This is a genomic window from Vibrio fortis (genome assembly GCF_000695685.1).
In the GTDB taxonomy this organism is placed as follows: Bacteria; Pseudomonadota; Gammaproteobacteria; order Enterobacterales; family Vibrionaceae; genus Vibrio; species Vibrio fortis_A.
The window spans coordinates 120,207-133,233 of record NZ_JFFR01000005.1 but is presented as its reverse complement, the minus strand read 5'-3'; the positions used below and the strand labels follow the sequence as shown (position 1 = coordinate 133,233).

Below are 13,027 nucleotides of genomic sequence, written 5' to 3'. Positions count from 1 at the left end.
CATATTCATCAAGCTGTGTCTGGTAAAGGCGAATAATTTAGGTCAGCCAACTCGAAGAGTCTGTCTCAAAAGTAACGACGTAAACCCGCATCAAAAACGCCCATACAGCAGATACAAAAAAGCCTCCACAAGGGAGGCTTTCTATATTCAGCTTAGGTTCACTAATTAGTGAGAACCACAGCCACCGCCACCGCAGCAGCCTTCTTTTTTCTCTTCACCGTGGTCGTGACCTTCGCCACCACAGCAGCCGCCTTCATGGTCGTGACCTGCTTGGTGAATGTGACCGTGTTGAATCTCTTCTTCAGTCGCTTCACGAACCGCTACAACTTCAACGTCGAACGTTAGAGTTTGGCCAGCTAGCATGTGGTTGCCGTCTACAACAACTTCGTCGCCGTCAACTTCAGTCACTTCTACTGGGATTGGGCCTTGGTCTGTGTCAGCTAGGAAACGCATACCAACTTCGATCTGCTCAACACCTTGGAATACGTCTGCTGGTACACGTTGAACAAGTGCATCGTTATGCTCGCCGTATGCTTCTTCAGGTGCAACTGTTGCAGAGAATTTGTCACCCGCAACTTTACCTTCAAGCTCTTTTTCAAGACCTGTGATTAGGTTGTTATGACCGTGAAGGTAATCTAGTGGAGCTTCTGCAGTTGATTGGTCAACTACTACGCCATCTTCAAGTTTCACTTGATATGCAACACTAACTACTACGTTCTTTTCAATTTTCATGAGAGCTCCAAGGAGGTTTGGACTAAGCTCCAACAATTGAGCTTAGGAAAAATTCTGTACCGGGATATTATGGGGATCAATTAACGAAACTCAATCATTCCGGCTTAAAAATACCGATCATTTCTTGATTAGCGTGTTCAGATTTCTCTACAGTTTTCGGTTTACGTTGCTCTGTAAAGTCACAATCAACACACTCAACCAGCTCAATATTATTCTCTACCCACCAACGCAGAGTATCTTGAGAGTTGCAGCTTGGGCAGCTAGCGCCAGCAATAAAGCGTTTTTTCTGTTTCACGTTATCTATCCTTTACAACTTGGATGCGTGCCATTCAACCATGGCTGTTATCTTATTATTTTATCGACAGTGCCTTACTGCCAATAGTTTCGAGATTGGTGGTCATTTTCCATCTCATGCCCAAAAATCTCTTCCAACTCTTTGCGAGCCTCTTTGGCCCTTTGTGCTAATTCCGCATCTTCACTGTGCTGAGGAAGCAGGTCTTTTAGCATGGCGTTATCGAGTTTGCGGAAATGCGCCTCAGCACGTTTCGCTTTGTATGGATGCATGCCGAGTTCAGTCAGAGCTTGTCTACCCAAGTCTAACGCCCCTAAGAAGGTTTCACGAGAGTAGTTGGTCACACCGTGGTTCAATAGTTGGTACGCTTCAACACGACTTCGAGCACGTGCCAAGATTTTTAGGCACGGGAAGTGTTGGCGACACAGATCGACCGTTTTCATGATCTCATCTGGTGAGTCAGTACAAAGAATAATGGCTTCGGCTTTGTCGGCGCCCGCAGCACGCAAAAGTTCTAGATGCGTCGAGTCACCGTAAAACACTTTATAACCGAACTTACGCAAGATATGGATTTGGCTCGCGTCGCTCTCAAGAATAGTGATACGAATCTTATTGGCATACATCAAGCGTCCAATGATCTGACCGAAGCGACCAAAGCCCGCAATGATCACGCGTGGGCTGCGATCCACTACGTCAGAAGACATCGCATTCTCACTGATTTGATTCAACTGACGTGCAAAGAACCTATCTTGCAATTTAAGCATCAGTGGCGTGGTGACCATTGATAGGCTCACAACAACTAATAGGAAAGAGACTTGCTCCATACTCAAGATGCCTTGAGCGCTCGCTGCCGTGAAGATAACGAAAGCAAACTCACCACCTTGGCTTAAGATCATCGCCATACGGCTACGCGCCTTCGCTTGGGTGCCAAAAATACGAGCCAGTGCATAAAGCACAAGACCTTTCATCACAACCAGTGCAGATACCGCCATCAAGATTGCAAACGGACTTTCAGCAAGCAGGCCTAGGTTTACCGCCATGCCCACAGAGATAAAGAACAGACCTAAGAGCAGCCCTTTAAACGGTTCAATCGCAATCTCTAGCTCGTGGCGGTATTCACTCTCAGCCAGTAGAACGCCCGCTAAGAAAGTACCGAGAGCCATCGACAATCCAATCTGCTGCATAATCACCGCAATACCAATTACCAGCAGTAGCGCTGCAACGGTAAACAGTTCACGTACGCCACTCAAAACCACATAGCGAAACAGAGGACGAAGTAGGAAGTGACCACCGACCAACAAACCGACGACACCAGCAAGCATCCACAACATGTCTGCCCAACTACCACCGGTATTACCCGCAAGCAACGGTAGCAGCGCCAGCATTGGGATCACCGCAATATCTTGGAACAGCAACACTGCAAAGCCTGACTGCCCGGCCTCTTTGCCGCTCAGCTCACGCTCTTCAATAACACGCAGCGCAATAGCGGTTGATGAGAGTGCCAGGCCCATACCAATAACCAGACTGGTCTGCCAAGTCAGACCAAAGAGACACGCTACCCCTGTGATCAGTAGTGTTGTAATAACCACTTGAGCACCACCGAGGCCTAAGATGGGCCCCCGCATGGTCCAGAGTTTTTTGGGGTTAAGTTCGAGACCAATGAGAAAGAGCAGCAGCACCACCCCGAATTCGGAGAAATGGAGAATCGCTTCGACGTCGCTGATTAATCCAAGTCCCCAAGGGCCAATCGCCACGCCCGCCAAGAGGTAACCAAGTACAGAGCCTAGCCCAGCACGCTGAGCAATCGGCACCGCGACGACGGCAGCCGATAGAAAAATCACGCTGCTTTGGAGGAATTCATTGGTTAATGCCATTACTGCGCCTCCCTGTGCTGCTCTTCAAGAAGTTGCAATGGTTCTCTTAACCAATTTCGATAAGACTCGGCGTGTTGATAACGCGTCATGTCTGATACATTTCGAGCCCAGTGCAGAACCAGAGGCTCTAGCCAGTGCATTTGACACAAGGCTGCCGTCAGCTCAAAGGGTTGCAAGATCTCTTGTAGTGGATATTTATTATAGCCCGAAGCACCAAATGCCTCCTCTTTACCACCTGTCGTGATCACACTGCGCCAGTACTTACCTTTCAATGCACTCTGATCACCAAACGCAAAACCTTTACCTAGTACGCGATCAAACCACTCTTTGAGTAACGCAGGGCAAGAGTACATAAACAGAGGGTGTTGGAAGACGATGATGTCATGCTCAAGAAGCAGTTCATGCTCAAACGGAACATCAATAAAGAAGTCCGGATAGGCCGCATAGAGATCATGAATTTTAACATGACCGAGCGACTCTATTTTTTTCAGCATCACTTGATTAGCGATAGAGGTTTGAGGCTCTGGGTGAGCAAAAATCACCAAGACCTTGGGTACTGTGTTATTTGTAGATAACAAATCACTCATTCCTTTGAAACATTCCTTACAGGGCAAACGGTGGCAATGCCAAGAAAATTCTAACAAAAGTTATTAATATGTTATTGGCATCATAACCCAATTTGCATTGTGATCGACTTTTATCTGGTTTCCGCCTACTATGCAGGCGTCTGTTCACCTCTTAATTCTTTGCGATTTCTATGATTACTTTCTCGGATATTCAACTACTGCGCGGCGGTAAACCTCTGCTTGATCAAGCATCTGCGACTCTACACCCTGGCGACAAGGTGGGTTTAGTTGGTAAAAACGGTTGTGGTAAGTCCACACTGTTCGCTCTTATCAAAGACGAACTGTCGATTGATGCAGGGTCATTCAGCAAACCAGCACACTGGGAGCTGGCATGGGTAGCTCAAGAAACGCCAGCGCTCGAGAGAACCGCAATTGAATACGTAATTGATGGTGATCGTGAATATCGTGGTCTAGAAGAACAACTGCTGAAAGCAGAACAAGCGGATAACGGTACACTGGTGGCCGAGATTCACGGCAAGATAGAAACCATTGGCGGTTACAGCATCAAAGCAAGAGCTGCAGAATTACTGGACGGCTTAGGCTTTAGCCAAGACCAGATGAGTTGGAACCTGACTCAGTTTTCTGGTGGTTGGCGTATGCGTCTGAACTTAGCGCAGGCTCTATTGTGCCGCAGTGACCTACTGCTACTCGATGAACCGACCAACCACTTGGATTTAGACGCAGTAATGTGGCTAGAGCGTTGGCTGCAAACCTACCCTGGCACACTAATCCTAATTTCGCACGATAGGGACTTCCTAGACCCTATCGTCAATCGCATCGTTCACGTTGAGAACCAAAAGCTTAATGAGTACACGGGTAACTACTCATCGTTCGAGAATCAGCGTGCTCAGAAGTTAGTGCTACAACAAGCAATGTACCAGAAGCAACAGAAGCAGATGGCGCACATGCAGAGCTACATCGACCGCTTCCGCTACAAAGCATCAAAAGCACGCCAAGCACAAAGCCGTATCAAGGCGCTCGAAAAGATGGAGCAAGTATTGCCGGCTCAATTCGATAACCCATTCAGTTTCGAATTTAGAGAGCCTGACGCACTGCCAAACCCTATCTTGATGATGGATGAAGTATCAGCAGGCTACGGCGATAATCTGATCCTCGAGAAGATCCGCTTGAACCTTGTTCCAGGTAGCCGCATTGGTCTACTCGGTCGTAACGGTGCAGGTAAATCGACATTAATCAAACTGCTCTCCGGTGAGCTGAAGCAACAAGCCGGTGAGCTTAGCTACTCGCAGGGTGTCAAAATTGGTTACTTCGCACAGCATCAACTAGAAACCTTGCATCCAGAAGAAACGCCACTGCAACACATGATGCAGATTGCGCCAAAGCATACAGAGCAACAACTGCGTGATTACCTAGGTAGTTTTGGTTTCCAAGGGGATAAGGCACTGGATAAGGTCGCACCTTTTTCTGGTGGCGAGAAGGCACGTCTCGTACTGGCTCTGCTGGTTTGGCAGAAACCGAACCTATTGCTACTCGATGAACCAACCAACCACCTAGATTTAGACATGCGCCAAGCACTCACCATGGCGTTGCAAACCTTCGAGGGCGCAATGGTGATTGTATCGCACGATAGATACCTACTGCGTGCGACAACCGATGATTTATACCTAGTGCATGACCGTCAGGTCGCGCCTTTCGACGGTGATCTAAACGACTACTACAAATGGCTCACTGACCAGCAAAAAATCGAGCGTAAAGAGGCACAGGCGCAAGCACCAGCTAAAGATGGCACCAACAGTGCTGCAGCTAAGAAAGAGCAGAAACGCCGTGAAGCAGAATTTAGAAAACTGACAGCTCCGCTGCGCAAGAAACTGACCCAGTTCGAGAAACAAATGGATAAGTTCACAGCGGATCTAGAGGAAGCTGAACAGCAATTGTCTGACACTTCGCTGTATGAAGCCGAAAATAAAGCTAAACTTAATCAAGTACTCGCACTACAAGCCACCAGTAAATCTCAACTTGAAGAGGTTGAAATGGAGTGGATGTCTGTTCAAGAAGAGCTTGAGCAGATGGAACAGGATATGGAAAATTTATGAGTTCAGAGCATGCACCAACAACGCTAACACTAGAGAGACTGTGGCAATTTAGCCTCAGCTATTACAGTGCTCGCGGCGTTAAAGATGCATGTCTGACCCTACAAAACCAATATCATGGTAACGTGAATCTACTGCTGCTCCTCAAATGGTTAGACGAGCAGCAAATGGCCTTCAAAGAGACTGAGTGGCACAACATTCAACAGTGTTTAAGCCGCTCAGAATCCCTGCTGCTCAGTTATCGAGAGCTACGTAAACACCTTAAGCCTCACGTGGTCGACTCACTGTATCGAGAAGCGCTGCAGTTCGAACTCCAACTCGAAAAGCAGCAACAATCGGATCTGGTCGACTGTATCAATCGCCTTCCTCTGACATCAAACGCAACTACACCGCTGGTGTTGCAGTACTGTCGCTTGCTCTCTGCCGAGTCACTATATGAGTTCTTTTCAGAGCCACTAGCACCCGAAGAGCATAGCGCTATTAACTAGACGTCACATTACTACACTTAGTTTTCAATACATTAGCTGCGTCAATTCTTGGTCAACACTCATCACTCACCACTTGCGCACCGCGTCAAGATAGACCAAGCTCAAAGAGAAACGCGAGTGATATCTCAGCCCCAGAGAATGATGGAACCTCTACTATGACAATTTTTACCGCTGCGACTGGCCTATCTAACCCCCACCTTCAGACCTTGGTCCCTAGGTTTATTCGTAAGCAGGCGCTGTTCCACCCTCACTGGCAAACCCTTGAAACGCCTGACCATGATTTTCTCGATTTAGCGTGGAGCGAAGACCCAAGTAACGAAGGTCTCGATCGCAAGCCAATCTTCGTGCTCTTTCATGGCCTTGAGGGCAGCTTTGAAAGCCCCTATGCCAACGGTCTTATGAACGCTTTTGCGGAAGATGGATGGTTATCGGTAATGATGCATTTTCGTGGCTGCAGCGGTAAACCCAACCGCCTAGCTCGTGCGTATCACTCCGGTGAAGTAGAAGATGCACGCTTTTTCTTAAGAAACCTGCATGCTCAGTTTCCGAATAATCCTAAGGTAGCCGTCGGTATCTCTTTGGGCGGTAACATGTTGGCCAACTACCTCGTTGAATACGCTGACGATCCTCTGCTCTCTGCAGCAACTATTGTTTCAGCGCCATTTGATCTTGCCAGTTGCTCGAGTCGAATCGAAAAAGGGTTCTCTAAGGTCTACAAGAAGTACTTATTGAACTCACTTAAATCCAACGCGCTCAAGAAAGAGAAGCTGCTTTCAGAAAAATTAGGCATCACCGCAGACACGATCAAGAAGATCGAGAAGCTGTATGAGTTCGATGATTTGATCACTGCGCCTCTGCATGGCTTTAAGAATGCACAAGATTACTACGCGCAATGTTCTGCACTGCCAAAGCTTAATCGCATTAAGCTGCCTACGCAGATCATTCATGCCAAAGACGATCCTTTCATGACCGATGATGTGATTCCGAAATTCATTCTACCGGATAACATAGATTACCGACTGTTTCAGAAAGGTGGGCACGTGGGCTTCATTACCGGCAGTACCTTCAACCCTAAGTTTTGGTTAGAAGAGGCACTGCCTGCCTACTATGAAAGTATTCAGGATTCGGCATAATAACGCCACATTGAGGCCAGCACTCAAAAACTAAATCGAACCTTAGTAACCTTTAAACATATCCATGAACATAAAAGAGAGATGTATTTATGATCATTCCATGGCAAGACATCGCCCCTGAAACTCTAGAAAACCTTATCAAGGAATTCGTGCTCAGAGAAGGTACAGATTACGGCGATGTTGAGATCTCACTGCAATCAAAAATCGACCAAGTAAAACAGCAGCTGCAATCAGGAGAAGCGAGCATTGTTTTTTCTGAACTGCACGAAACTGTCGATATCCAACTCACTAAACGCTTCTAGGCTGCCATAAAAAAATAGCCGTGTTATAGTGGAAAACGATTGCTAACAAGTAAGTTATTCTAACGACAAGGGTTGTCATGTCCGCTAAACATCCAATTATTGCGGTTACGGGTTCTTCAGGAGCCGGTACCACCACTACCTCAGAAGCCTTCCGAAAAATGTTCAACATGATGGATGTGAAGGCGGCTTGGGTTGAAGGCGATAGTTTCCACCGTTTTACTCGTCCAGAAATGGATGTCGAGATCCGCAAGGCTCGAGAGCAAGGCAAGCACATCAGTTACTTTGGCCCACAAGCCAACGACTTTGGTGCGCTTGAAGAGTTCTTCCGTCAGTATGGCAACGAGGGGACTGGGCAAGTCAGACGCTACCTGCACACCTTTGATGAAGCGGTGCCTTACAATCAGATGCCGGGCACTTTTACCCCATGGCAAGAGATTCCAGAAAACTCTGATGTGATGTTTTACGAAGGTTTACATGGTGGGGTTGTCGATGGTGATGTGAACGTATCGCAACACGTTGACCTGCTGATTGGCATGGTACCCATCGTTAACCTAGAGTGGATTCAAAAATTCGTCCGAGATACACGTGATCGCGGGCATTCACGTGAAGCGGTAATGGACTCTATTGTTCGTTCAATGGACGACTATCTCAACTACATTACCCCACAGTTTTCACGTACCCATATCAATTTTCAGCGAGTACCGACCGTTGATACCTCTAACCCACTTAATGCAAAGGGCATCCCTAGCCTTGACGAAAGTTTCGTAGTTATTCGTTTGCGTGGTATCAAAAACGTCGATTTCCCGTACTTACTCGCTATGATTGATGGCTCATTTATGTCTCGTCACAATACACTTGTTGTGCCAGGCGGGAAAATGAGCTTTGCTATGGAGCTCATCGTAAGACCAATCTTACAACAGCTCATTGAAACGGGAAAAATTGGCTAACGGAACAGCATTCCGGTTGATTACTTTTCATACCGTGATCATGTGCACAATTTTGCGTAAAAAATCGTAGCTTGGTCACGATTAAAATCAAGAAATAGTGACTGAAAAAGGATACTATTCTTAACCGAAACACAAGATAGCTTGCAGCACAGAACAAGTGCTCTTATCCTAAGAAGTCAAATTCAGGCTTAGCTAAAATATGGAAAGCGGCAAGCATACCCTGCAGAGGAAGTGAGATATTATGGTTCTAGGTAAACCTCAAACCGATCCAACATTAGAGTGGTTCCTTTCACACTGTCATATTCATAAGTACCCTTCAAAGAGTACTCTGATTCACGCTGGTGAAAAGGCAGAGACCCTGTACTACATCGTTAAGGGTTCTGTGGCAGTTCTTATCAAAGACGAAGAAGGTAAGGAAATGATTCTTTCTTACCTAAACCAAGGCGACTTTATCGGCGAACTTGGTCTATTCGAAGAAGACCAAGAGCGTACTGCATGGGTTCGTGCAAAATCTCCTTGTGAAGTTGCAGAGATTTCTTTCAAGAAATTCCGTCAACTTATCCAAGTGAACCCAGATATCCTGATGCGTCTTTCTGCGCAAATGGCTAGCCGTCTTCAAGTAACCAGCCAAAAAGTTGGTGACTTAGCGTTCCTTGACGTTACTGGTCGTATCGCACAAACGCTACTAAACCTAGCGAAACAACCAGATGCGATGACTCACCCAGACGGCATGCAAATCAAGATCACTCGTCAAGAGATCGGTCAGATTGTTGGCTGTTCACGTGAGACTGTAGGTCGTATCTTGAAGATGCTAGAAGAGCAAAACCTAATTTCTGCTCACGGTAAAACTATCGTTGTTTACGGTACTCGTTAATCTCGATTAACTGAGCAAAAATTCAAAAGCCACCAGATGCGAATTTGGTGGCTTTTTCTTTATCAGTTGAAGATACGAGATACGAGATACGAGATACGAGATACGAAAAGAACTCACAGAGTCCTATTTGTAAACTGTCTCGAAGAAAAACGTACCGCACCTCTAGGGCAACCCAGTGCTCGTACCTTTCGTTACCCGTTAGTACTTTCGAAGATCTTGTCGGCCGATGCTGCAACAAAACCTGTGTAAAGCTCGCCATTAGCCATTGGGTAGCGCTTAGCAAACTCATAGAAGCCGCCTGGAACTAACTCCGCACCTTCTGAGAATTCAACCTTCACTTTATCCGCCATTGTTGATGATTGCTCTAGCAGAACCTCTGGAGAGCCTTTCACTTGACCGCCAACACTATTGATCGTAAAGCCAGACTCACTCAGGTGATCATTCACGGCTTGTACTTCGGTGAATTCATTTAGCTGGTTCACACTCACGGTAAAGTGGTTAGCACCGTAACCATGCGCGGCCAACCAAGACGCGTATTCGCTCTCTGTCGCCAATTCTTTGTAATCTTGGAAATCCAAGTCCCAAAGACGACCGCCATATAGGAAGTCTTGCCCTTCTAACTTGCTTGCATCCACCTGCTCGACCAACTTAGCAACGATCGCTTGTAGCTCTGCAGAGCACTCTTCCACTTTCAGCTCACTAATGAACACTTTTGGTTGCGTTGGATCTGGGTGTTCAAAGTGCTTAGCCACGAGTTTCTTGCTTTCAAACAGGTAGTCACCACACGCTTTGTAACCAAGTGCTAAGAAAGGTTTAGCAAGCGTATCAATCCCCAAAGGCGCAACATTAAACGTACGCAGCGCGATGTGATCATTGATAAGGTCTTCCTCTTCTTTCAACAGCTGATGTACCTTCTCAGCAGATGGGCAGAGGCGTTCGATGTAGTCATCCCATAGGGATTTGAACAGTAGATCGGGTGTCATGGTGACTCCTTGTCGGGTTCTAGCAAGCTAGAGAGTTGGATTAGAAAGAGTGTGGCTGCGACGAGGCGTCAGCAGCCATCAGCTTGTGACATACTTATTTTATAATTATATCTCGCAAAGTCAGACTCCTTGCGAGTAATCCAAAGGAGGCCAAACTTCCCTGCCTCCAATTGATGGTTTACGTTGTTAGTGGTGATTAATTGCTTTCTATAATTCGATACCCGGGCTAAAGGTCGCTGGAAGTTGCGTTTCACCGCCTTCCATCGATGCCATTGGGTATGCACAGTAGTCCGCTGCGTAGTAAGCACTCGGGCGTAGGTTGCCTGAAGCACCTGGGCCACCAAATGGTGCGTCACCACTTGCGCCTGTTAGCTGACGGTTACGGTTAACAATACCTGCACGGATGTGATCAACGAAGTACTCCCACTCAGAGTCGTCTGTTGATACAAGACCTGCAGACAAACCAAAACGTGTATCGTTCGCCAATTCAACCGCTTGCTCCAGTGACTCATAACGAACAACCTGCAGCAGTGGGCCGAAGTACTCTTCGTCTGGCAGCTCTGCAATATTGGTTGCATCGATGATGCCCGGAGTGACGAATGCAGCTTCACCAGCTTTCGCTTCAACTAGACTTACACCACCTAAAGATTGCAGGTTTGCTTGCGCATCTAGAATGAACTTAGCCGCCGCTTCTGAGATTTGTGGCCCCATGAAAGGAGCTGGCTCAGCGAAAGGTTGGTCTACACGAATCTTCTTGGTTGCTGCCACTAGGCTATCGAGCAGCTGATCACCCTTCTCACCCACTGGAACATACAGACGACGCGCACAAGTACAACGTTGACCTGCACTGATAAAGGCTGATTGGATAATGGTGTATACCGTAGCATCAACATCACCAAAGTGTTCACTGATCACCATAGGGTTGTTACCACCCATTTCTAGTGCCAGCATCTTACCCGGTTGACCAGCAAACTGACGGTGCAGTATGTGACCCGTGTTAGCACTGCCCGTAAATAGCACGCCATCTAGGCCTTTAGCATCCGCTAGAGCAATCCCCGTCTCTTTAGCGCCTTGAACAAGGTTAATGACACCTGCAGGTAGGCCAGCTTCTTGCCAAAGCTTCATCGCGAATTCACCTGTCCACGGTGTCTGCTCCGATGGTTTGAATACAATCGTATTACCCGATAGCAATGCAGGAACGATATGACCATTAGGCAGGTGACCCGGGAAGTTGTAAGGTCCAAATACTGCCATTACACCTAGAGGGCGATGACGCAGAACGATCTGGTTACCTGCCGCTTCACGTGATGATTCACCAGTACGGTCGTGATACGCACGAATTGAGATAGCTATCTTACCCGCCATCGCACCCGCTTCAGTGCGAGTTTCCCAGATTGGTTTACCCGTTTCTTTAGCAATGATTTGTGCGATCTCTTCGCTGTTCTCTTTCACTTTTTCCGCAAACTTAAGCACAATCGCTTCACGCTCAGCAAAGCTAAGTTTCTTCCAAGTTAGAAAAGCTTCGCGCGCCGCAGCTACCGCTGATTCAACTTGAGCAGGTGTTGCACTGTCGCCCTTCCACACTACTTGGTTGTCGTATGGGCTAACTGATGTCATCGCTTCGCCTTGACCGGCTACCCATTGCCCTGCAATCCACTGAGTCATACTTCTATCCTTCTTTGACTAACCATTGAGCTCTATTGAGCCAACATACGAACAAAATCGCCTTCTTGAACTTCCAACGCCTCGGCCACGTTCGGCGCAAGGATCACTTTACCGCTAGCTTGGTCATAAGCACCTTTAGCAGCGACCGCTCGGAAGTTTTCAAATGAGGTGTTACCAATCAGGTAATCTTGAGAGCTGGCATGCTCACTGATTTCAACCTGAGCACGAATTGAATGGCGCACCGATTCGATATTACGTAAATCACACTCAACCGTTGGGCCTGCATCGAAAATGTCGACGTAACCACGGTTAGTAAAGCCTTCACGCTCAAGCAGTTTCAATGCTGGGCGTGTTTTCTCGTGTACTTGACCAATTACATCTTGTGCTTCTTGGCTCAACAGGTTGATGTAGATTGGCAGCTTAGGCATCAGATCAGCGATAAAGCCTTTCTTACCAATACCCGTTAGGTAGTCCGCCAACGTAAAGTCGATTGAGAAAAAGTGCTCTTGAAGCCACTGCCAGAATGGTGAGTTACCATCATCATCGGATACCCCACGCATTTCCGCAAAAATGGTTTCAGAAAAGCGCTCAGGGTGCTCAGCCATAAGTAGGAAACGACACTTAGACATTAAGCGGCCGTTTAATCCTTTACGGTAATCAGGGCGTAAGAACAGCGTACAAATTTCGCTACAACCTGTGTAGTTATTACCAAAAGTCAGTAGCTTAACAACGTTATTTACTTTAAGTCGTTGTGAAGAGTGCACCACTTTGCTGATGTGGTAAGAGTAAAAAGGCACATCCCAGCCAATCGAGGCTTCAATGCCTGTCGTTCCAGCAACTTCGCCCGTTTCAACGTCAAAACCGACCATTAGGTAACCTTCGTCACCCGGCTCAGTTACGTTTTCTTTAGCAAAGCTGTATTCAGAGTGTGTAATTCGATTGGTTAACAGTTCTTCGTTAACCGGAAGAGATGTGAATCCATGTCCTGACTCGACCGCACAGGTGTGTAGCGCATCGTAATCAGATAATTTAATTGGGCGTACAACAAGCATCATTATTC

At 47.0% G+C, this 13,027-nt stretch carries 13 protein-coding genes; 6 read left to right on the top strand and 7 right to left on the bottom strand.

Annotated features, from left to right (window positions below; translation table 11 throughout):
* Positions 1–165: 165 nt before the first annotated feature.
* The 4 genes from slyD to kefG all read right to left on the bottom strand — a co-directional run bounded on the left by slyD (position 166) and on the right by kefG (position 3,485).
* Positions 166–732, bottom strand: a complete 567-nt coding sequence (gene slyD, locus VFDL14_RS16850; RefSeq protein WP_032550038.1) for a peptidylprolyl isomerase — start codon at positions 730–732, stop codon at positions 166–168.
* Between the two features lie 94 nt (positions 733–826).
* Positions 827–1,027: a YheV family putative zinc ribbon protein gene (locus tag VFDL14_RS16855; RefSeq protein ID WP_032550037.1), complete on the bottom strand. Its 201-nt coding sequence runs from the start codon at positions 1,025–1,027 to the stop codon at positions 827–829.
* Positions 1,028–1,101: 74 nt separating this feature from the next.
* The gene (kefB, locus tag VFDL14_RS16860; protein WP_032550036.1) at positions 1,102–2,898 is read right to left on the bottom strand and encodes a glutathione-regulated potassium-efflux system protein KefB; all 1,797 of its coding nucleotides are present in this window, start codon (positions 2,896–2,898) and stop codon (positions 1,102–1,104) included.
* Positions 2,898–3,485: a glutathione-regulated potassium-efflux system ancillary protein KefG gene (kefG, locus tag VFDL14_RS16865; RefSeq protein WP_032550034.1), complete on the bottom strand. Its 588-nt coding sequence runs from the start codon at positions 3,483–3,485 to the stop codon at positions 2,898–2,900. The genes kefB and kefG overlap by 1 nt, the downstream gene beginning before the upstream one ends.
* A 170-nt stretch (positions 3,486–3,655) precedes the next feature.
* On the opposite strand from kefG, the gene VFDL14_RS16870 reads away from it, so the two are divergent.
* The 6 genes from VFDL14_RS16870 to crp all read left to right on the top strand — a co-directional run bounded on the left by VFDL14_RS16870 (position 3,656) and on the right by crp (position 9,319).
* On the top strand, positions 3,656–5,578 hold the full coding sequence (locus VFDL14_RS16870; protein ID WP_032550032.1) for an ABC transporter ATP-binding protein: 1,923 nt from the start codon (positions 3,656–3,658) through the stop codon (positions 5,576–5,578).
* Positions 5,575–6,063, top strand: a complete 489-nt coding sequence (locus tag VFDL14_RS16875) for a TIGR02444 family protein (RefSeq protein WP_032550031.1) — start codon at positions 5,575–5,577, stop codon at positions 6,061–6,063. Before VFDL14_RS16870 ends, VFDL14_RS16875 begins: the two co-directional genes overlap by 4 nt.
* A 155-nt stretch (positions 6,064–6,218) precedes the next feature.
* Positions 6,219–7,196 (top strand): hydrolase, encoded by a 978-nt coding sequence (locus VFDL14_RS16880; protein WP_032550030.1) that lies wholly within the window; start codon positions 6,219–6,221, stop codon positions 7,194–7,196.
* A gap of 89 nt (positions 7,197–7,285) precedes the next feature.
* On the top strand, positions 7,286–7,498 hold the full coding sequence (locus VFDL14_RS16885) for a YheU family protein (RefSeq protein WP_032550029.1): 213 nt from the start codon (positions 7,286–7,288) through the stop codon (positions 7,496–7,498).
* Between the two features lie 77 nt (positions 7,499–7,575).
* Positions 7,576–8,445: a phosphoribulokinase gene (locus VFDL14_RS16890; RefSeq protein WP_032550028.1), complete on the top strand. Its 870-nt coding sequence runs from the start codon at positions 7,576–7,578 to the stop codon at positions 8,443–8,445.
* A gap of 241 nt (positions 8,446–8,686) precedes the next feature.
* Entirely contained in the window at positions 8,687–9,319 is a 633-nt protein-coding gene (crp, locus tag VFDL14_RS16895) for a cAMP-activated global transcriptional regulator CRP (RefSeq protein ID WP_004410522.1), read from the top strand.
* A 191-nt stretch (positions 9,320–9,510) separates the two neighbouring features.
* On the opposite strand, the gene VFDL14_RS16900 is transcribed toward crp, so the two are convergent.
* The 3 genes from VFDL14_RS16900 to astA all read right to left on the bottom strand — a co-directional run bounded on the left by VFDL14_RS16900 (position 9,511) and on the right by astA (position 13,019).
* On the bottom strand, positions 9,511–10,302 hold the full coding sequence (locus VFDL14_RS16900; protein WP_032550026.1) for a DUF1338 domain-containing protein: 792 nt from the start codon (positions 10,300–10,302) through the stop codon (positions 9,511–9,513).
* Positions 10,303–10,509: 207 nt separating this feature from the next.
* Positions 10,510–11,967: a succinylglutamate-semialdehyde dehydrogenase gene (gene astD, locus VFDL14_RS16905; RefSeq protein ID WP_032550025.1), complete on the bottom strand. Its 1,458-nt coding sequence runs from the start codon at positions 11,965–11,967 to the stop codon at positions 10,510–10,512.
* Positions 11,968–11,999: 32 nt separating this feature from the next.
* Complete coding sequence (astA, locus tag VFDL14_RS16910; protein WP_032550024.1) at positions 12,000–13,019, bottom strand: arginine N-succinyltransferase; 1,020 nt, start codon at positions 13,017–13,019, stop codon at positions 12,000–12,002.
* Positions 13,020–13,027: the final 8 nt, after the last annotated feature.